This window comes from Embleya sp. AB8 (assembly GCF_049739465.1).
GTDB lineage: Bacteria > Actinomycetota > Actinomycetes > Streptomycetales > Streptomycetaceae > Embleya.
Genome location: NZ_JBMHHY010000025.1, coordinates 17,375 through 36,253, shown reverse-complemented (window position 1 = coordinate 36,253; position 18,879 = coordinate 17,375). Strand labels below are relative to the sequence as shown.

At 72.0% G+C, this 18,879-nt stretch carries 19 protein-coding genes; 9 read left to right on the top strand and 10 right to left on the bottom strand.

Annotated features, from left to right (window positions below; translation table 11 throughout):
* Positions 1-142: 142 nt before the first annotated feature.
* A complete protein-coding gene (locus ABIA38_RS32600) occupies positions 143-853 on the bottom strand; it encodes an alpha/beta fold hydrolase (protein ID WP_424642502.1) in 711 nt (236 codons plus the stop codon).
* A gap of 9 nt (positions 854-862) precedes the next feature.
* Positions 863-1,783 (bottom strand): hypothetical protein, encoded by a 921-nt coding sequence (locus ABIA38_RS32595; RefSeq protein WP_424642501.1) that lies wholly within the window; start codon positions 1,781-1,783, stop codon positions 863-865.
* Between the two features lie 116 nt (positions 1,784-1,899).
* Between ABIA38_RS32595 and ABIA38_RS32590 the strand changes: the two genes are divergently transcribed.
* Complete coding sequence (locus ABIA38_RS32590; protein ID WP_424642500.1) at positions 1,900-2,103, top strand: hypothetical protein; 204 nt, start codon at positions 1,900-1,902, stop codon at positions 2,101-2,103.
* A 115-nt stretch (positions 2,104-2,218) separates the two neighbouring features.
* Here ABIA38_RS32590 and ABIA38_RS32585 read toward each other — a convergent pair whose 3' ends face one another.
* The 3 genes from ABIA38_RS32585 to ABIA38_RS32575 form a co-directional block, all read right to left on the bottom strand.
* Positions 2,219-2,416 (bottom strand): hypothetical protein, encoded by a 198-nt coding sequence (locus ABIA38_RS32585; protein WP_424642499.1) that lies wholly within the window; start codon positions 2,414-2,416, stop codon positions 2,219-2,221.
* A 152-nt stretch (positions 2,417-2,568) separates the two neighbouring features.
* Positions 2,569-3,465, bottom strand: coding sequence for an NAD(P)H-binding protein (locus ABIA38_RS32580; RefSeq protein ID WP_424642498.1), 897 nt, complete (start codon positions 3,463-3,465; stop codon positions 2,569-2,571).
* 116 nt (positions 3,466-3,581) lie between these two features.
* Entirely contained in the window at positions 3,582-3,842 is a 261-nt protein-coding gene (locus ABIA38_RS32575; protein WP_424642497.1) for a DUF3099 domain-containing protein, read from the bottom strand.
* Between the two features lie 209 nt (positions 3,843-4,051).
* Between ABIA38_RS32575 and ABIA38_RS32570 the strand changes: the two genes are divergently transcribed.
* The gene (locus ABIA38_RS32570) at positions 4,052-4,426 is read left to right on the top strand and encodes a hypothetical protein (protein WP_424642496.1); all 375 of its coding nucleotides are present in this window, start codon (positions 4,052-4,054) and stop codon (positions 4,424-4,426) included.
* Between the two features lie 118 nt (positions 4,427-4,544).
* Here ABIA38_RS32570 and ABIA38_RS32565 read toward each other — a convergent pair whose 3' ends face one another.
* The 3 genes from ABIA38_RS32565 to ABIA38_RS32555 form a co-directional block, all read right to left on the bottom strand.
* Positions 4,545-5,165: a cyclodeaminase/cyclohydrolase family protein gene (locus ABIA38_RS32565; protein ID WP_424642495.1), complete on the bottom strand. Its 621-nt coding sequence runs from the start codon at positions 5,163-5,165 to the stop codon at positions 4,545-4,547.
* Positions 5,166-5,355: 190 nt separating this feature from the next.
* Positions 5,356-6,171 (bottom strand): PP2C family protein-serine/threonine phosphatase, encoded by an 816-nt coding sequence (locus ABIA38_RS32560; protein WP_424642494.1) that lies wholly within the window; start codon positions 6,169-6,171, stop codon positions 5,356-5,358.
* 51 nt (positions 6,172-6,222) lie between these two features.
* On the bottom strand, positions 6,223-6,975 hold the full coding sequence (locus ABIA38_RS32555) for a metallophosphoesterase (RefSeq protein ID WP_424642493.1): 753 nt from the start codon (positions 6,973-6,975) through the stop codon (positions 6,223-6,225).
* 120 nt (positions 6,976-7,095) lie between these two features.
* Between ABIA38_RS32555 and ABIA38_RS32550 the strand changes: the two genes are divergently transcribed.
* The 7 genes from ABIA38_RS32550 to ABIA38_RS32520 all read left to right on the top strand — a co-directional run bounded on the left by ABIA38_RS32550 (position 7,096) and on the right by ABIA38_RS32520 (position 15,086).
* Positions 7,096-8,574 carry a PLP-dependent aminotransferase family protein gene (locus ABIA38_RS32550; protein ID WP_424642492.1) on the top strand — a complete coding sequence of 493 codons (1,479 nt, stop codon included), beginning with the start codon at positions 7,096-7,098 and terminating at the stop codon, positions 8,572-8,574.
* 130 nt (positions 8,575-8,704) lie between these two features.
* Positions 8,705-8,926, top strand: coding sequence for a hypothetical protein (locus ABIA38_RS32545; RefSeq protein WP_424642491.1), 222 nt, complete (start codon positions 8,705-8,707; stop codon positions 8,924-8,926).
* 172 nt (positions 8,927-9,098) lie between these two features.
* The gene (locus ABIA38_RS32540) at positions 9,099-10,559 is read left to right on the top strand and encodes a helix-turn-helix domain-containing protein (protein ID WP_424642490.1); all 1,461 of its coding nucleotides are present in this window, start codon (positions 9,099-9,101) and stop codon (positions 10,557-10,559) included.
* 75 nt (positions 10,560-10,634) lie between these two features.
* Entirely contained in the window at positions 10,635-11,267 is a 633-nt protein-coding gene (locus ABIA38_RS32535) for a hypothetical protein (protein WP_424642489.1), read from the top strand.
* A gap of 465 nt (positions 11,268-11,732) precedes the next feature.
* The gene (locus ABIA38_RS32530; protein WP_424642488.1) at positions 11,733-12,197 is read left to right on the top strand and encodes a hypothetical protein; all 465 of its coding nucleotides are present in this window, start codon (positions 11,733-11,735) and stop codon (positions 12,195-12,197) included.
* Positions 12,198-12,335: 138 nt separating this feature from the next.
* On the top strand, positions 12,336-13,751 hold the full coding sequence (locus tag ABIA38_RS32525; RefSeq protein ID WP_424642487.1) for an oxygenase MpaB family protein: 1,416 nt from the start codon (positions 12,336-12,338) through the stop codon (positions 13,749-13,751).
* Positions 13,752-14,207: 456 nt separating this feature from the next.
* Positions 14,208-15,086, top strand: coding sequence for a hypothetical protein (locus ABIA38_RS32520; RefSeq protein WP_424642486.1), 879 nt, complete (start codon positions 14,208-14,210; stop codon positions 15,084-15,086).
* A 57-nt stretch (positions 15,087-15,143) separates the two neighbouring features.
* Here ABIA38_RS32520 and ABIA38_RS32515 read toward each other — a convergent pair whose 3' ends face one another.
* Both ABIA38_RS32515 and ABIA38_RS32510 read right to left on the bottom strand, forming a co-directional pair.
* Entirely contained in the window at positions 15,144-16,037 is an 894-nt protein-coding gene (locus tag ABIA38_RS32515; RefSeq protein ID WP_424642485.1) for a pentapeptide repeat-containing protein, read from the bottom strand.
* A 180-nt stretch (positions 16,038-16,217) separates the two neighbouring features.
* The gene (locus tag ABIA38_RS32510; RefSeq protein WP_424642484.1) at positions 16,218-18,479 is read right to left on the bottom strand and encodes a UvrD-helicase domain-containing protein; all 2,262 of its coding nucleotides are present in this window, start codon (positions 18,477-18,479) and stop codon (positions 16,218-16,220) included.
* Between the last annotated feature and the right edge of the window lie 400 nt (positions 18,480-18,879).

The following is an 18,879-nucleotide window of genomic DNA, read 5'->3' as shown; positions in this document are numbered from 1 at the left end:
TGGGCGGCGCCCGATCGGCGGGACGGGGGTGACGCCGGGAAGGGGTGACGCCGGGTCGGCGGGTTCGGGCTCGGCCTCGGGTTCGGGAGTGCCCGGCCCTCGGGCGCTCGGTACAGGGGCCCTCGGTACAGGGGCCCTCGGTTCAGGCGCGCTCGGCGGCGTCCACCTCGGTGCGGTAGGCCTCCAGGCGGTCGGCCAGTTCGACCGGGTGGCCGAGGGCGAGCAGGTGGCCGCCGGGCATCTCGTCCGGGAGGAAACCGAGTCGTGCCTGCGCCACCCGGCGCTGGAAGCCGACCGGGAAGAACCGGTCGTCCCGGCCGACCAGCACCCGGGTGGGTACGTCCGGCCACGTGGGCAACCACCACGGGGTGTCGAACACCGCGCCGGACTGGCCGTGTTGGTGTGCGAGGCTCTCGTCGATCACCGCCTGCGGCACGTCGTGCAGGAAGTAGACGAGCGGGTCGAACCCGGCGTCCACGGCCCGCCCCTCCCGCTCGTCGTTCTCCCGCATCGCCACGTCCTGACCGGTGTCGGCCCACCACTGCCCGGCGGTCTCGCCGGGCCGGGGAATCATCGCGTTCACCAACACGAGCAACGACGCCGGCAACCGGTCGGCGGCCAACGACGCGCTGAACCCGCCGAGCGACTGCCCGACCACCACCACCCGCTCGTGCCCCGCGGCGGCCCGCACGATCAGGTCCACGTACTCCGCGAGCCCCGCGCTCTCGTCCTCCCCCGGCAGCTCCACCGCCACCACGTCCCGCCCCCGCGCCCGCAGTTCGCCCGCCACGAGATGCCAATACCAGGCCGCACCACCGGCCCCGGGGACAAGCACATAAGCGGATTTACTCATACCAAAACCCTACGCGTCCGTACCGCGATCCCCGGGCCCGGACACGGCGCGCCGATCCCTCGGAGAGGTGGCGGCGGGCGGTGCGGCCACCCGGGTCAGGGTGTGGTGGGTGCCGGTCACCCTGGGCCTCGGGCGTGCGGTCGGGGGTGTCTCGGGGGTGGGCTTCACGGGGAGCAGGGGGCCGGCGATGGTGTCCTCGAGGCGGCGGCGGATGGGGCGCCAGCGGGCGTCGTGGCGGGCCGCGCGGTTGCCGGCGCGGGCGAGTTTGCGCGGGTTGTCGGCGTAGCGACGGCGGGCCCAGGGGGAGTCCGGGCGGGCCAGCCGAATCGCCGCGACCAGGTTGACGATCGGGATGAAGACGCCGATCACGCCGGTGCCGACCTTGCCCTTGGCGAAGGTGATCGTGGCCATCGCGATGTCGATCAGCAGCGCGATCAGCCAGCTCACCCGGTCGTCGAGAGTGTGGCCGTTCGAGGTCGCGTCGAACGGGACGAACCCGCTCGCCGCCAGGCCGACCGCGGCGATCGTCAACACGGTGGCCTCGATCGAGATGCGGCCCTGTTCGGTCCAGTAGACGTCGGCCAGGTGTACGACCATCCCGAACTCGTCCAGGACCAACCCCGCGCCGATCCCCAGCAGCACGCCGGCCACCGATCGGCCGACCAGGTACTCCCCGGAACCGACCCCGATGAAGCCGCCGATCAGCGCGAGCACGATGCCGGGGACCACGTGGTGGATGTGTACGCCGCCGCTGTCCAGGTTGCGGAACGGACCGCGGCCGGCCCGGATCAGCCGGGTGATCGTCCGAGTGATCAGGAACGTGAGCAGCAGCGACGCGAAGGCCAGGGACATCGGCAGTCGGCCGTCGCGGATCATCGTGTCCTGCCACCAGCCGGCCAGTTCCAGGTGCCTCGGGTATTCCGCTGCCATCCGCACGGTGCTCGTGTTCCCGATGCGCGCCGGGCTACGAACGCCGAACAGGTGATACCGGGCGCCGCCGGCGCGCGGCGCGGTGACCAAGTGGCCGCGCTCTCGTTGGGTGGGACATGATCAAGCGCATCGCAGCCGCCGCTCTGGCAGGCACCGCCATCGCCGTGACCTTCGCCGCGTCCGCCGCCACAGCCGCTCCCGCGCAGGAGCCGGCCCCGAACACCGGCGGTGTCACCGGCGTCCCGACCGCCGTCTACCCCAACGGCCTGAACAGCCTGAGCGGCGTCAACCAGATCGCGGGCGCGCTGCCCCGGCTGTAGGTGCGTCGCCCGCGCCACCGACGGGCGTGGTGTCCCGGTCCGGCCCCGAACGGGGACACCACGTCTCTCGAACGGGGACACCATGTCTGCGGCGCCTGGTTGCGCTTCCTTGGTGTCACTGGTCGTCGAGGGCGCGGCGCAGTTCCTCGGCCTCGCGGTTGGCCGCGGCGAGGTCGGCGGTCATCCGGCGGGTGCCCTCGGCCACGCCCGCGTCCCAGATGCGATGTACCAGGGCGCTCGCGCGATCCTGTGGCAGATCGGTCTCGCGCATCAGCAGCTCGGTCAGCTCGATGATCGGGTGCGTGGGGTGCATAGCCCCCAGCAGACCCGCCCCCCGAGCCGACCGCACCCGGGCACGGCCGGTCGGGGGAGCGGGGAACCGCGTGCTCGGGGGAGCGGTGCACTGCGTACTCGGACGGGCGGGGCACGGCGTGCTCGGGGGAGCGGCGCACTGCGTACCACTGCCTATGGCTTCAGGTGGTCCCAGGACTGCGGGTGGGTGGTCAGGTAGGCGGCCAGGTTCTGTGCCGGGCGTCCGGTCAGGGTCGGGATCGCGGTGGAGACGGTACTCATCTCGTCGGTCGCGATCGCCTCGTACGAGCTGACCCAGCCCGCCATTTCCCAGGCCGGCGCGTTGTAGCGGGCGCGGGAGGCGTACGCCTCGTCCAGGGTCTCCGCGACGTAGCCGATCGGGCGGCCGGCGAAGCGGGTGAGCACGTCCGCCGCCTCGGCCAGGGTGATCGCCTCGGGGCCGGTGAAGTCGTAGACGTCGTCGTCGTGCTCCGCGCCGCCGAGCAGCACCGCCGCCGCGCCGTCCGCGATGTCCTGGTGGGCCACCGCGGAGACCCGCCCGTGGCCCGCCGGGCCGCGGATGATCCCGTCCGCGCCGACCATCGAGGGCAGCGCGGCCAGGTAGAGGCTGTCCCGCAGGAAGGTGTGCCGCACTCCGGTGCCGCGGATGTGTTGCTCGGTGTGCCAGTGGTCGCGGGCGAAGGTGAAGGTCGCGTCCGGGGCCGCGTTCAGGAAGGACACGTAGACGATCCGCTCGACCCCGGCGGCCACTGCGGCGTCCACGGCCGAGATGTGCTCGCGGACCCGATCGGCGCTCTCCCGGGCGGACACCAGGAACAACGTGTCCGCTCCGGCGCAGGCCGCGCGCATCGCCGTACCGTCGTCGTACGTCGCCGGCGGTGCCTTGACCGCCCCGGCCAACTCCGGCAGTCGGGCCGGGTCACGACCCACCAATCGCAACGTCGCACCGGCCTCGGCGAGCCGCCGCGCGACCCGGCCGCCGATCTGCCCACTGGCTCCGGTGACCGCGATGACTGGTCCCGTGACTCCCGTGACTCCCGTGACTCCCATGACGACGTCCTCTCCTGACTGGACGCGGCCCGACCGCACCCGACCGCTCGGCCACCGACCCTACTTCGCGGTTCCACGAGTGCCCCGAACCTCGCACCCCCGGCGCGCCCTCCGGGCTACTCGTCCCACCAGCGGTCGCCCGGCTCGCGGCGGTTGGCCACGATCGCGGCGAACGGGGGGATCGCCATCGCGACGATCGCCATGACCGCGGCGGCGCCAATCGACCACCGGTAGACCACGGTGCCGGCGAGCAGGAACAACGTCAGACACACGCCCATCATCACGAAGTAGCGCTTGCGCCGTCGCCGCTGCGACGGGACCGGCCCGGACGGGGTGGCACCACCGCGACCGGGGCCGCCCGGATCGTTGGTGCTCATGTCTAAACGGTACGTCTCGGGGCCGTCGAGCGGGGCCGGCCCAGGGCCGTCTCGAACCGTCACATCGGACTGTCACTTCGGACTGTCACATAGAAGTGGCAATATTGGTATAGACCTTTCGGGCGGGACGGTGTTGACTGGCGCCGAAGCGGAACCACGGGTCGGTGGGACCGCGCGTCCGCGCCACGCACCGGAAGGAACCAGTCGCCATGACGACCGTCTCCCCTCCGTACGTCGGCGCGCCGGTCGCCTACCTGCGGTGCTATCCACGCGACCCGTGGGAGATGGCCGCGCACCGCAACGCGCTGACCAGGTACGCCCAGGGCCTCGGCCTGAGCCGCCCGCTGGTCTGCCTGGACAACGGCGTCTCCTCCCGCGAGGAGCGCCCGGCGCTGGAGAACCTGCTGGCCCAGGTGCTGGCCGGCGCGGTGCGCATCGTGTTGATCCCGGGTCTGTGGGTCTTCTCCCTCGACCCCGACCGGGCGAGCGCGATCGCCGAGCGCTTCACCACCGCCGGCGCCGAGATCATCGACCTCCCCGGCCGCTGGCACGAACGCGACGGCCGCCGCGTCGCCCGGTGGTGACGGCGCCGAGGGCTTGACGGCACGCGACACGCGACACGCCCTGCCGTTCGAGTCGCGCCCCAGCGTTCGAGTCCACGTCCTACCGTTCGAGTCCAGGCGCCATCGTTCGAGCCACGCCCTACCGTTTGAATCGTTCGCGGACCGCCGCGGTGACGCCGTCGGCGCGGGTGGTGATGTCGTCGACGCGGGCGGCTCGTGCGGTCAGGTCGGCGTGCGCCTGCGGGTCCTTGATGCCGGCCAGGTTGGTCTCGATGTTCACCCGGGCCGTAGCGGCCGCCGCCCGGGCCGCCTCGGCGGCTGCGGCGATGTCCGTGACCACGTCGGGATTGCCGATCGGGAGCAGTTTCTCGGCCAGTTGGATACACGCCGCGGCCACCACGATCACCTCGGCCGGCGGCTTGGCGGCGCCGATCAGGGCGCCGGCGATGGCCACGGAGCGGGTGGCCCGGGCCGCCTCGGTGTCGCCGGGCAGCCGGCGCGCCTCCGTCACCACGGCGCACGCCGCCGCGTCGTCCTCGGCCAACCGCAGTGCCAGTACCCGGAGTTCGTCGGTGAGCGCGATCAACTGGGCGATCGACGAGGCGTGCTCGGCGTACCGGTCGCCGGACGTGTAGCGGGCGACCATGCCCAGCAGCGCCGCCGCCTGGGCGACATGCAGCGCCGCCGCCGCGCCGCCCCCCGGCGCCGGTACCCGGTCGGCGAGGCGTTCCAGGTATTCGCTGATCTTGTCGTCGCGCATCGGCGTCGTCCCTCGGTCGGTTGCGGCTACCGGACGTGCGGGAATCCTCGCACGAAGGGGAACACGATCACGAACACGAAGGCGAACACGGATACGAAGGCGAGCACGAGGGCGAACGCGGATGCGCACGCGGATGGGCATGCGGATGGGGGCATGCGGATGTGCTCGCGAACGCGATCGCCGACTCGGATCAGTTCGCGGCCCGGGCACCCGGGGAAGGCTCCTCGACGCGCAGTACGATCGCGGTCGCGTTGTCGTGGCCGCCCGCCGCCAGCGTCGCGGCCAACAGGCGCGGGACGACCTCGGCGGGTGGATCGGGCGCGGCGAGCAGGGTGCCCAGGGCCGGGTAGTCCACCTGTTCGGCGACACCGTCGGTGCACAGCAGATACACGTCGCCCGGCCGCAGCGTGACGTTGAGGACGTCCGGCTCGGGCCGACCGGGGTGCCCGACATAGCGGCTGAGCCGATAGCGCGCCGCGGCGGCCTGCGGCGAATCGGCCGGATACCAGCCGTACAGCGCGCCCAGCCACGCCTCGGTGTGATCCACCGTCAGTAGGTCGAGCTGCCCGGCCCGCAGTCGGTACGCCCGGGAATCGCCGATCTGTACCAACCAGGCGGCGGCGGCGCCGGGTTCGGCGACCAGGGCGGTGAGCGTACAGCCGGTGAAGCCGGTCAGCCCGGTTGCCTCGGCCAGTACGAGTTCCTGGATCGCGGCCACACTCGCGCGCAGCGACTCCGGCCCACAGCCGCCGGGTTCGCCCCGCGCCCGGCGGATCGCCGAGGTGAACTCGGTCGTGGTGATCCGCCCGGCCGCCGTACTGCCGGGCCCGTCGCCCATCCCGTCCGCGACCGCGGCCAGCCGCAACTCCGCTGCCAGGACCGGCACATCGAAGTTGGCCCGATACTTGGTGCCGACCACCGTCCCGGCCGCCGCGCGCACCCGCACCGGGCCCGCCGTGAAGTCGCCCGTCGTCGTCCCGGTCTCCTGCCGGCGTCGTCCGAACATCAGCGGCCCCCTTGGCTGCGATTGACGTACCCGCAGCACGCTATCGGGGGATCAGGTCACCGTGCGGAAGTGCGTGGTCAGCCGCCCGTCGTCGGCCAGCACATGGAACGCGAGTGCGGGCGGGATGTTCGGGTTGACGAACGGGGCCGCGTCGTCCGCGCGTTCCCACGGCAGATTGATGCAGGACACCACGCCCGGGGCGACCACGAGCGGCTTGCCGGCGAACGTGCTCACCGCCGGGGTGTGTGCGTGACCGCACAGCAGACCGGCCACGTTGGGCCGGTCGGCGACCACGGCGGCCAGGCGGTCCGCGCCGAACTGGCGGATGGCGTCGATCCCCGGGCTGCCCAGCTCCACCGGCGGGTGGTGGAAGGCCACGAACACCGGTACGGAGGCGGGGGTTTCGTCCAGTACGCCGGTCAGCCAGGCGAGCGTCTCGTCGGCGATCAGGCCGTCGTCGCGGCCCGGGATCGACGAGTCGCACAGCGCGTAGACCGCGCCCGCGCTGCGGTGTACGCGGTTGATCGGCCCGTCGGCGGCGGGCTCGGCCAGCAGCTCGGCGCGGAACGGCCCGCGTACGTCGTGGTTGCCGGGCAGGATCAGCACCGGATGCCGCGAGGCGAGCAACTCGCGCGCCTCGGCGTACTCGGCGGGTGTCCCGTGGTCCACGATGTCCCCGGTCACCAGTACCGCGTCCAGGTCGTGGGGGAGCGCGTTCAGGTGCGCCATGGTGGCCCGGGTGCGTTCGGCCGCGCGCGGGCTGCCGTCGATGTGGGTGTCACTGAGGTGTGCGAACACGATCATGCGGGCGGTCCTCGGGGGTGGGGAATGCGGGTTTCCGGCGATTCCGGCGATTCCGGTCTACCGGGGCGTGATGAAGGCGACGCTACGCGAGCCACCGGACCATCGTTAAGATCCAGTGAAATGTTCGAAGACTGGTCCAGTTTCGCGGTCGAGGTAGTTGAGGCGGTCGAGGCAGTCGAGGCGGTTGATTCGATCAACGCGGTCGCGGCGATCGATCTGCATGTCGAGGTGGACACCGCCGACGGGCGCCGGATCGGCCTGGAGCGCGCGCTGCGGGCGGCGATCCGGTCCGGGCGGCTGGCGCCGGGCACCCCGTTGCCGTCCACGCGTGGGCTGGCCGCCGAGTTGGGCTTCGCGCGCGGGACGGTGACCTCGGCATACGACCAACTGGTCGCCGAGGGCTTTCTGATCGCCCGGCAGGGTGCGGCCACCCGGGTCGCGGAGCTGCCGGGGTCGGTCGCCCGGGATGGTTCGGGCAGCGCGCCGGCGTTGGCGCGGCCGAGGTTCGACCTGAGCCCGGGGTTGCCGGACGTGTCGGCGTTCCCGACCGCGGCGTGGCTGCGCTCGACCCGCCGGGTGCTGACCACGGCCGCGCCGGTCGACGTACACGGCGCGGGCGATCCGCAGGGCCGGCTCGAACTGCGCACCACGCTGGCCGAACACCTCGGACGCACGCGTGGCGTGCTGACCACGCCCGACCGGATCGTGATCACGTCCGGCTTCTACCAGTCGCTCGGGCTGCTCGGGTCGGTGCTGGCCGAGACCGCCGGGGTGCGGGCGGTGGCGATGGAGAACCCGGGCCACGACACCTACCGCGACGTGGTCCGCCGCACCGGACACACGATCGTGCCGCTGCCCGTGGACGCCGCCGGCGCCCGCCTCGAACGGTTGGCCGATCCGGCGGTGGGCGCGGTAGTACTCACCCCGGCGCACCAGTATCCGACGGGCGTACCGCTGCGGCCCGCCCGGCGCCACGAGGTGTGCGCGTGGGCGCGGGCGAGCGGCGGGCTGATCGTCGAGGACGACTACGACGGCGAGTTCCGCTACGACCGCCGGCCGATCGGCGCGCTGCAAGGGATGGCGCCGGAGCACGTCGCGTATTGCGGCTCGGTGTCCAAGACACTCGGCCCGGGCCTGCGCCTGGCCTGGCTGGCGCTGCCCCGCCACCTGGTCGAACCGGTCGTGCGGGCCAAACTCCACGCCGACTGGCACACCCAGGGCCTGGGCCAACTCGTCCTGGCCGACCTGCTCGCCCGGCACGACTACGACCGCCACGTCCGCGCGATGCGCCTGAACTACCGCCGCCGCCGAACCCACCTGATCCGCCGCCTCACCACCGAACACCCCTGGGCCGGCGCCGAGTTCACCGGCGTCCCGGCCGGCCTGCACGTACTGCTCACCCTGCCCCCGAACGCCCCCACCGAGCCCGAACTCCTGAGCCGCGCCGCCGCACACGGAATCGCCCTACGCGGCGTGCGCAACCTATGGCACAACGCCCAGGCCCCAACCCAGGGCGTCCTGATCGGCTTCGCAGCCCCACCACTTCACACCTGGCCGGCAGCAGTGGAGGCCCTGACAGCGGTCCTGGGGGAGCGCTGAGGCCGGTCCGGGGAGGGGTCCGGTTCCACGCGCCCACCATGCCGGCCTCCGGCTGTCCAATTTGGGCGAAGTCCCGCACGCGGTGCGAGGTTTCGACAACATGGAGTGAGCATCGATCGAGGGGGCGCTCATGGGCAGTTGCCAGAGAACGACAAAAGGCAGCAAGGGCGGGAAAACCTGCGGCAACAAGGCCCGGCCGGGCGAGCGCTACTGCGCCAAACACTCCGGCGGCAAACGACCCGGGGGATCGAGGCACTCCAAGAAGACATCCGGCTCGGGCAACGGGTGCGGCAGCCTGCTCCTCCTGGCGCTCACCGCACTCCTGCTCCTCGCACTCGGCATCCTGACGTGACCACGATCCACAGCCCGCGACGGAGTTGCGCCCGAGGAGTGAGTGACATGTCCGATCCGATCACCGGACGGGCGATCACCGAGTTCTTCACACACGGTTTCGAGCACACCGCGTGGCGGTTGGAGACCAGGTGACCGTTCCCTCGGTATGGAACTGACCGACAATCCGGCCGATGTGCCGGCCGGCCGCCAAGCGCGCGACGCTGCCCGGCACTTCGCCGTTCCGTACGAAACGTTTCGGACACAACTACCGCCGCACCCATGACCCTCGGGACCATGCCCTTGCTCGCGTGGACCGACCATCCACCCCACAACAGGCGCAATCTGGCGATCACTTACATCACAGGCAGGGCACCTCCCCCGCTGAACGATGGATCGCCCTCGGGGCCGGGCCCGCACCGCACGGTAGGGGACACAGTGGCCGACGACCACACCCAAGAGATCGGCCGGGCATCCGCGACCGGCGTACGCAACAGGGCATGACCCGCGTCGCCGTCGCGGCGGCCTGCGGGAAGTCTGCCGACTGGCTCAAGTCGATCGAAATCGGCAAGCGGAGCACGCCACTTCCGATGTTGCTCCGGCTTGCCGAGGTGCTGCACGTCGCGGACCTCACCGAGCTCGTCGGTCGCCGGGTCCGCACCATGGACTACACCCGTCCGGGACACGACACCCTCGACGGGGTACGTCGCGCGCTCATGGCCTACCCCCTTGACACCCCGACCGACGAGCCTCCGACGCTCGACCGCGTACGCGCCCGACTCGACGGCGCCTGGCATACCTGGCACACCTCGACCCGACAGCGCAGCGAGATCGGCCGCGCCTTGCCGGGCCTGATGCGCGAGGCCGAGCGGGCCACCGAGACCCACGTCGGCGACGACCACCGCACCGCACAGGCCCTGCTCGCCGAGACCTACCACCTCGCCCAGGCGTACCTGGCGTGGCAGGCGGAACCCCGACTGGTATGGATGGTCTCCGATCGGGCGATGGCCGCGGCTCGCGCGTCGGACGAGCCGCTCGCCCTCGCGGGCGCCGCCTTCTACCTCGCCCACCTCATCAGGGCCTGCGACCGCGCGGAGGAGGCGCAGGGCCTGGTGACGCGCGGAGCCGAACTGCTGCGCCCACAACTCGATGCGGTACCCCAGCGCATCTTGCCGATGTACGGACATCTCTGGTTGTGCGCCGCGCTGACCGCCGCCCGCGAACACAAACCCGGCGACGCCCGACGCTACTTCGACCGGGCCGCAGCCGTCGTGCCCCGCCTGCCGGACGGCTACGCGCACCCGTGGCACGGTTTCGGGCCGGCGGTCGTCCACCTGTACGACATCATGATCGACGTTGAACTCGGCCAATCCGGCGAGGCGCAACGCAAGGCCGACCGGCTCGACCCGCGCTTGATCCCCAGCGTCGAACGACGGGCCCGACACTGGATCGAGTTGGCCCGCGGCGCACACCATCGAGGCGACCACATCGCCACCACAAGCCTGCTCGCCCGCTCTTGGCGCACCAGCTCGGAAACCCTGAACTACTCCCCGACCGGCCGCTCCCTGATCACCAGCCTGGTCGACAACGGCGGCGCCACGGTCCGGGAGGACGCCCTGAAACTCGCCGCCAACGTGGGCCTACTCGCCGCATAGCAACCACGTGGATACACATAGCGACCAGGGACTATCCGTCCCCGGTCACCGTATTTCCGGCCCCAACGTCGAACCATGGACGTATTGCCCGGAATCGAATGCCGTACGACATGGCTGCCCCGCGCCCCCGCGTCCGCCGCCCTCGCGCGCGCCCACATCACCGAAGCCTGCCGTGCCTGGCGTCTCGACGACATCCATCTGAACCCGACCGATCACCCCCGGCCCTGGCGGCTGGCCGTCTCGTCCTCGTGCTCCCACCCAGATGCACTGCCGCGGGTCGCGTTCCACCTAACCGACGCCGACCTGGCCTTCTTCGCCGAGACACTGCTCCGCCCACCGCGCCCGCAGGACCGGCCGCCCGGTCGGGCCCTGCTGATCCGGGACGGATTCGGGCTGCGGCTGCGGGTGTTCCTCGACTCCGTGGGCGGGGACCGCCCCGAACCACGCGGGATCATCCATCTCCAGGAACACCACCGCGAGGTCCTCCTCGACGACCTCGCCCGCCACCGACCCGACCTCATCCCCACCACCACCCCACCCGAACCCCGCCTGTGCCCGGGCCCGATGCCCGTCACCGGACTCACCATCGACCAGGTCACCGAACTCCACAGCCGCCTGGGCCGATGGCTCGACAGCGAAGGCATCCGCGCCGCCATCACCGACCGCACCATCGCCCGCCGCCTCCACACATCGGAGCCGAACCGATGACCGAACCCACGTTCGTGGCAGACTCCACGGATGTGGATACCTCGCGGCCGGGCTCGTGTGCAGGAGATAGGTGACAGGGAGTTGGCCGCGCTGCTCGCGGACAGAGCACTCTGGGAGATTCGCGTCCTGACCGCGCACGGAAGGCAGCGGACCGAAGAGGATTCATCAGCCGAGGCTGCCGAGATCAACAACTGGGCCGACTTCTGTCACGCGATGCTGAGGATCTCCAAGCAGCAGCGTTGGCGCTCCTCTCACGGCTCTCCCAGCAGACGAGAACAGGCGATGTCGGATCGGCCGATGAGCTATCCATGGAACGTCAGCAGCCCCGAGAGACGCGCCTGGATCGTCCGTCACATCGATAGTGCCGGCTTCCGCTGGACGCCCCCGCCTCCACTTCCAACGCCCCGCAAGGGTGCGCCGGCCGTCAGCATGTGGCGGCAGGTCGGCCTGCTGAGAGGCTGGCCGGTGAGGACACCCCCCGGCCGTCGGCAACTGCCCCCTCAGGCACGCGTCCTCAAGGCCCTGGACCGTGCAGCGATCTTCGCTCTCTACCAGGAAGCGGGGCGTCGACGTCTCGGCCTGGGATCGGACAGCCCATGGCTCCACGCACACCTCGACCCCGACGCCGCGCACTTCCTGTTCCCCGATCCCGCCACTTACTACTGGCCTGATCCCGACGCGGGACGCCCTTGGTGGCAGTGCAGTGTGCTCCTGCACATGGTCGACGGCGAGCAGGTACGCAGCGGCCTCGCCGTGCTGCCCGAGACGTTCACCGCCCTGCCCTCGACGGTGTCCCGCCTCAGGCAACGCCATTTGGCGCTGATCGCGCGCACCACCGAGCGGGACACGTGGCTCTGGGGCCGAGACCACGAGTCGGACTGCGGCCCAGATGCCTGCGGATACGCACCAGCCGATGGAGCGAGTCGGTGAGTTCTCCTCTGCTCCGGCAAGGCTGATCCGGAGGCCTGCGATCGGCCGCCCGGGCGGTGCGGATTCGCCGATCGGCCGCGACGGGAAGGTCACGGATTGTATCGTCGCGACTACCAGTCGATCGGCGAGAGGTCAGACATGTCGGACGTACCCGAGCCTTCGGACCGCGCCGAGCGTTTCCCCGGTGCCGGCTCGCTCACCTGGCGCTATCTGGGCCAGTGGCGACTGCTCACCACCATCGGTCGGGCCATCGTGCTCGAAACCGCGCATCCGGTGGTCAGCGCCGGAGTGGTGGAGTTCTCCACCTACAGGCGTCACCCCTGGCGGCGGATCGAGCAGACCCTGCTCAGCCTCCAACGACTGCTCTATCAGGATTCGACCGACCGCGAGCACGAGGCGACCAGGCTGCGCCGCTTGCACGGGCACATCAACGGGGTGGATGCGTCGGGTAGTTCGTACACGGCGCTCGACCCCGAGGCGCAGGCGTGGGTGCATCTGACCATATTCGACGCGATGGTGCTGATGTGCGAACTGGGCGGTGATCCGCTCGACGACGCCCGGCAGGCCGAGCTGTACGCGGAATGGCTGCTGGTGGGGCGGCAGTTCGGGGTGCCGGCCGAGGCGATGCCGGCCACGCTCGACGCGTATCGGGAGTACTTCGACGCGACCGTGCGCGAGCGGCTCGTGGCCAGTGCCGGTGTCGAGCAACTCCTCGACGCCTTCGGCCGGTTGCCCGCGCCCACCCGGTTGTCCTTCCTGCCGGACGCGGTGTGGGAGGCGGTCTCCGCGATGCTCGGCATGGGCGTCCGGGCGGTCATCACCGCGACGTTGCCGGCCGTCTACCGCGAACGGTTGGGCGAACGCGCCAGGTTGCCGATCGGGGTCGAGACGGCGGTGTCGCTCGCCTGCCGTACCGCCTCGGTGGCCGCCGAGTTGTTGCCGACGAAGTGGGTGTACATGCCGCTGGCCGCGACCTACATCACCGCCAAGCGCGAAGCAGCGCGTGGGCTGCGGCGGTTGGGCCCGCGCGGGCGGGTTTCGGCCGATCCGGCCACACAACTGGCCGACACCTTCGTGCGGATCCTCGACCAGACCGGCGACGGCGTGTTGTCCTGGCCGGATCTGGCCGCGCTGGCCCGGGTGTTCAGCGATCGGCTCGAGCTGGCCGCGGTGGACGAGGAGGCCATGTACGCCGCCTTCCACGACTGGTGGGACGAGTTGCGCGCGACGGCCGATACGAACCACGACGGGGTGATCGACGCCGACGAGTATCGGGTGCTCGCCGAGGCCGCGCCGGGAGCGGCGATGGCCGCACTGATGGTCCGGGTCGCGGCCGCCGTGGACCGGGACGGCGACGGGCGGATCGATCAGGCCGACTACGCGCGCCTGCTCGGCCCGGACAGCGTGCCGACGCAGCGCATCGCCTGGCTGCACGCGATGGACGCGGACGGCGACGGGGTGGTCACCGTCGAGGAGTTCGCCGAGGCGCTGCGCGAACAGGTGCTCGGCCGGGCCCGCTCGGACACCCTGGAGTATGTGCTGGGCCGGACCTGAGCGGCTGACGTCCGGCAGGCGCCGGGTCCCAGGCTCGAGTTCGGGCCGGCCGCCGCGGTGCACCGACCCGGGTTCCGGCCGGACGGCCGAACCGGCGGCCCGCGTGCAGGAGTTCACTCCTCGTGCGCGGGCCGCCGTCGTGCGCGCGGTGCGCGGTGCGCGCTCCGGGTGCGCCGAGCGTGCGCCGGGCGGATTCAGGTGACGCGGAAGATCCGTGAAGTAACTGTGGGTGTCGCATCCATGGAGGAAAGGGGATGTCGGCTGATAGCGTGAGCTATGAGGATAGGCGTGCGGGTTTGTTCATAAAGTTTCTGTCTCGCCCGGTGCCGACGGCTGCGGGCCGCTGTTCGTGCTCGATCTGTGTTCGGCCCCTTCGGTTCGGCCCCTTCTGTTCGGCCCTCTGGTCCACGCGCGGTTCGACTTGCGGTTCGAGATGCGACAGCAGGAGGCGGCTCGATGGGCATTTTCGACGAGGAACGACGCACATTCACCGAGGGCGATCGGCGGGTGCTGCTGACCATCGAGGCAGAGGCAGAGGCGGAGGCGGAGGCGAATGTCGGTGTGGGTGTCGCCACGGAGGTCGGTGTCGGGTCGCCGGCCGAGCGGCAGGCCTGGTTGCGGCTCGGCGACTCGCTGAGCCGGGTGCTGTGCAACCGGCTCGAGTGTGGCGGCGCCGGCCCGACGGACGCGGACCCGCTCGTACCGCTCGACCTCTACGGAAGCCCGGTGGAGAGGGCGATCGTGCTGCGCGTGCGGACCCGGGACATCCGAGAACGGGTGTGCGGGCATGCGACGGCGGTACGGCGGGCCTTCCGGGTGCTCGACTCGTGCCGCACGGCGAGTGCTCGGCCAGGTCGGACGGAGGCGCTGATCGCCCTGTCCCTGGTCGCCGCCCAGGCTCGATGTCTGGGCAACCGGCTCACCCTGCTGCCACCGCCGACGTATCCCCGACCGGCCGCGCTGGTCGCCGCGTTGGGCACGGCGCTGGCCGAGAGCGGGCGGGAATCGGAGGCGGCACAGGGCCGGTTGCGGGCGGCGTGCGACCCGGATCGACCAAAACCGGTGCTGCCCCCGGCGATCCCGTGCACAGCCGCGTTCGCCGCCGTCGCGTCCGCCGTCCGCCTTGCCAGGTGCCTGGAGGAGGAGGTCCGGACCGAGGGGATCGACGCCTCGGGAGCCGACCTGTCCCGCCTCGACCTGACCGACCCGACCCTGCTCGCCGGCGTGATCTGGTCCGGAACAACCCTCTGGCCGCCCCGAATCGCCCTGCTGCTCCGCTCCCGCTCCAATCGCGTCGCGGTGGGTGTGTACCAGGTCCGCCGGGTCTACGGCTGAACGGGCCGACGGCGGTCCCGACGGGCATCCGGACGGCCATCCCGACGGCTGATCCCGTCAGGCGGTCCAGTGCGTCGGGCGGGTCAGGGGGGCCGCGAGCCTGGTCCGGGAGTCGCCCTTGGCGGCGTGCAGTTGGGCTTGGGTGAGGTAGATCGCGTCGGTGAGGTCCGCGCCGCGCAGATCCGCGTCGCGCAGGTCGGCGCCGATCAGATCGGCGGTGCGGAGGTCGGCGTCTCTGAGGTCGGCGCCGATCAGGTACGCGCCGCGCAGACTCGCGCCGCGCAGGTTGGCGCCCTGGAGGCGGGCGCCGATCAGGTCGGCGCCTCGGTGGTCCTTCTTCTTGCCCGGGACGGCCGCGCGGGTGAGTTCGCTCGCGCGCAGGAGGAGCGGGTTCAGGCGGTGGCGCAGCGCCCCGATGTCGATGCGAAGGAGGGCGGCGGGCTCGCCGGCGGTCAGCCGCTCGGTGTCGGCGTAGGCCGCGTCCAGGTCGGCGTGGATCGGGCGCGCGGCGGGCAGGGACCGGGCCTCGTTCAGGTACCACAGGAGTTCGTGCAGGTCCCGCATGATCGGGAACACCTCGAACATCTGCTTCGCGGTACGCGGCGCCCGACGCCAGTCCTGCCCGGCGTAGGTGACCTGGGCGACCTGCTGGCCCGCGCCGAAGCAGTCGTAGACCGTGCAGCCGGCGAAGCCGATCGTGCGCAGGCGGGTATGTACACCGCAGCCGAAGTCGTCCTTGCGCAGGTTGGGGCAGGCCCGGCCGGCGGGCTTGTCGATGGCGAAGTCCGCCGAGGCCGCGAAGGCGGGGGCGACACAGCACAGCGCGAAGCAGTTGGCGCAGTCGGCGCGCAGGGCGTGCGCGCGTACGTCGACGAGGCCCGGGTCGGGGCCGGGGGCGGGGCCGGGGCCTGGGCCAGTGCCGGGTACGGCGGGGTCGCGCTGGTCGGGCACGGTGCGGGGGCTCCTGTACGGATGGGGTGGCTCGGAGTGCTCCCCCATTGTTCCCGATGGGTGGGGGTGCGCGGTGCGTGGTGCGCGGTTCGGCGGTCGGGTGGGACCGGGGCCGGGACCGGACCGGGTCGGGCCGCGCAGCGGTTTCGTCGATGTCGATCTGGAATCGGCTCGGCACGCTCAGTGCCTGCGCGGTAGCGGCGGCGACAGCGGCGGCGATGGTCGCGTTCGCGGGCCCTGACCCTGGCCCGTGCCCGGGCGGATGGGCGCCGGCGGGTCGACATGGCCCAGCCATAGGGTGTCGCGCGCTCGGACCATGGCCACGTACAACCTGCGGCGGGCCAGTTCGGCGCGTTCGCGGACCACGTCGCCGGATCCGCCGCCGGCGGGGTTGGCCAGGTCGTACCTCGGCAGGAGTACGTGCTTGAACTCCAACCCCTTGGCCGGGATGTAGCCGCCGACCTTGACCCCCGCCGTGGGCAGGCCCTCGTACTCCGTCAGGAGGCGGATCGGGATCCCGGCCCGTGCGATCACATCCGCGTAGTGGGCGACGTCGCCCCGGGAGCGGCACAGTACGGCGGTATCCGGCCACGCGCCCGGGTCGGCGCGCAGCGCGGCGAGGAGGGCGGCATCGTGCTCGGCGACGGTGGGGTGGTGGGCGCGGATCACCGCGTCGCCGGCCGCGCCGGCACCGACGCCGGAACCGGAACCGGAACCGGAACCGGAACCGACGGTGCCACCGACGCCATCCTCATCGCCGGCGCCGACGGGCTCCGCGTTCGCGAAGCCATCCGCGAAGCCGTGCACAGCGCCGCTCTCGAAGCCGCTCGCGAAGCCATCCGTCCGGGCTTCCGCACCGACCACCGCCAGCGCGGCGCGCAAGATCGCGGGCTCGTTGCGATAGTTGCGCCGTAATACGTGTGTTCGCTCCTCGGGGATGCTGAGCCCGGCCTCCGCGAGCCGGAACCCGCCCGGGTACACCCCCTGTTGGTCGTCCCCGAGCAGCAGCAGGCCGTTGTCGGCGTCGCCGACCAGCGCGTGGAGTAGGCGTACTCCCACCGGCGTGAGGTCTTGGACCTCGTCGACGAGCACCGAGGAGTAGACCGATCGCCCGGGAGTACGCAGCGCCTCCCGGAGCGCGGCGGCCAACACGTCGTCGAAGTCGCACACCTGCTCCGTGCGAAGCAACTGCCGATACCGCTCGTACAACCGCCACACCGCCGCGCGATCCCCCGCGCGCGTCAACCGGACCCGTCGCCCGGGTCGTGGCGATCGTGCGTACTTCGCGAACGTGTCGATCCCGCGCCCCTTGATCAGTTGCCCGATCTCGTCCCGCCAGTAGCCGGGCGAGGCGGCGATCCCGGCCAATCCGCCGTCGCGCCCGGTCTCGGCCCAGGCCCGGTCGAAGGCGGCGGCGGCCCGACCCGGGTCGAGGTCGGTCGGCGGGGCGCCGCGTTCGTCGAGGAACGCGAGCGCCCAGGCGTGCAGGCCGCGGAAGTCCACCCGGTCCAGCGCGACCGGCGCCATCGTGGCCAGGAATGTGCGCTGGACGCGGGGCAGATTGGCGGTGGAGGTCACGTACAACACCCGGCCCGCGCCGTGTTGGGCCAGGTAGGCGGCCCGATGCAGGCCGACCACGGTCTTCCCGGTGCCGGCGGCGCCGGTGATCCGGGCGGGCCCGGCCCAGTCGGCGCGGACCAGGTCGCACTGGGCGGGATCGAGATACGTCATCCAGCGCTCGATCGGCCCACCCCGCGCGGCCCGCAACGTGGCGGCGGCGAACCCGCGGGTGTCGAACGCCACGTCGAGTCGACCACCGGGCGCGGCCGGCGGCGGCGGCAGTGGGCGCGGGGTCGGGATCCGGGTCAGGGACGGGGACAGGGACGCGGTCGGGGCCGCTGCCGCCGACTCGGCGAGGTCCTCGTAGGCCGGGAACACCCGCTCCAGCCGCTCTCCGATCGCGACCACCGACGCCGGGTCCAGGCGGGGTGGTCGGGCCACCAGGTCCGGGCCGACCTGCGCCTCGCCCAGCAGGCGGATCCGGCCCAGCGTGGTGTCCACCGGATGTCCGGCGAACACCAGCAGCGGGACGACCACCAGCGGCCAGACGCCGAGCGCGCTCACCGCCGCCTCGGCGATCCGGGTGATCGCGAGCAGCTTCCAGGCCTCGGCGTCACGCGGTCGCTCGCCCGCGAACAGCCGGCCCGCGACCACATGCGGGGCGTCGTACCAGTTCTTGACGTCCACGACGTACACCCCGCCGGGACCGACCAGCAGCAGATCCACGTTCGCCGCGCGCGTACCCGGCCACCGGCGATCGGCGGCCAGTCGCCAGCCATCCTCGGTGAGCAGCAACAGGCGTGCCACGACCCGCTGTTCCGCCGCCGAGGCGGCCTCGAAGCGGCGTGCGGTGCGCTGGGCTGCCGCCCACTTCCGATGCAATTCCCGTTCCTGCTCCCGCGCGTCACGCGCGAGCCGCGCCAAGGACCCACCATCCCCAACGGCCGCCACCGCCCCCACCCTCCCCGCCCTCGTTCCCTTCCCGTTCCCGTTCCCATTCCCATTTCCGGACGAGCTCGCACATCCGTGCTGATCCGGCACAACGCGGGAACTCGCCTGCCCGGCAAGCGGATTGGACACGGATGACAGGGTCGCAGTGCGGCCGGGAGGCGGAGGCGGGAGGCGGGATGGCTGGGTGGTAGGGCGGCAGGGCGCCGGGACAACGGGAGATGGGGAGGCAGGACGGCGGGGGACAAGACGGCTGGGCCGCGGGGCGACGGGGTGGGCTGCGAAGCAGTGGGGAGATGGGCGGCGGACGGTGGAGGACGGACGCCGAGGCGGC

Coding starts and splice junctions, on each gene's coding strand:
- ABIA38_RS32600 (WP_424642502.1), bottom strand. CDS start 853: ATGAGTAAATCCGCTTATGTGCTTGTCCCCGGGGCCGGTGGTGCGGCC.
- ABIA38_RS32595 (WP_424642501.1), bottom strand. CDS start 1,783: ATGGCAGCGGAATACCCGAGGCACCTGGAACTGGCCGGCTGGTGGCAG.
- ABIA38_RS32590 (WP_424642500.1), top strand. CDS start 1,900: ATGATCAAGCGCATCGCAGCCGCCGCTCTGGCAGGCACCGCCATCGCC.
- ABIA38_RS32585 (WP_424642499.1), bottom strand. CDS start 2,416: ATGCACCCCACGCACCCGATCATCGAGCTGACCGAGCTGCTGATGCGC.
- ABIA38_RS32580 (WP_424642498.1), bottom strand. CDS start 3,465: ATGGGAGTCACGGGAGTCACGGGAGTCACGGGACCAGTCATCGCGGTC.
- ABIA38_RS32575 (WP_424642497.1), bottom strand. CDS start 3,842: ATGAGCACCAACGATCCGGGCGGCCCCGGTCGCGGTGGTGCCACCCCG.
- ABIA38_RS32570 (WP_424642496.1), top strand. CDS start 4,052: ATGACGACCGTCTCCCCTCCGTACGTCGGCGCGCCGGTCGCCTACCTG.
- ABIA38_RS32565 (WP_424642495.1), bottom strand. CDS start 5,165: ATGCGCGACGACAAGATCAGCGAATACCTGGAACGCCTCGCCGACCGG.
- ABIA38_RS32560 (WP_424642494.1), bottom strand. CDS start 6,171: ATGTTCGGACGACGCCGGCAGGAGACCGGGACGACGACGGGCGACTTC.
- ABIA38_RS32555 (WP_424642493.1), bottom strand. CDS start 6,975: ATGATCGTGTTCGCACACCTCAGTGACACCCACATCGACGGCAGCCCG.
- ABIA38_RS32550 (WP_424642492.1), top strand. CDS start 7,096: ATGTTCGAAGACTGGTCCAGTTTCGCGGTCGAGGTAGTTGAGGCGGTC.
- ABIA38_RS32545 (WP_424642491.1), top strand. CDS start 8,705: ATGGGCAGTTGCCAGAGAACGACAAAAGGCAGCAAGGGCGGGAAAACC.
- ABIA38_RS32540 (WP_424642490.1), top strand. CDS start 9,099: ATGTGCCGGCCGGCCGCCAAGCGCGCGACGCTGCCCGGCACTTCGCCG.
- ABIA38_RS32535 (WP_424642489.1), top strand. CDS start 10,635: ATGGACGTATTGCCCGGAATCGAATGCCGTACGACATGGCTGCCCCGC.
- ABIA38_RS32525 (WP_424642487.1), top strand. CDS start 12,336: ATGTCGGACGTACCCGAGCCTTCGGACCGCGCCGAGCGTTTCCCCGGT.
- ABIA38_RS32520 (WP_424642486.1), top strand. CDS start 14,208: ATGGGCATTTTCGACGAGGAACGACGCACATTCACCGAGGGCGATCGG.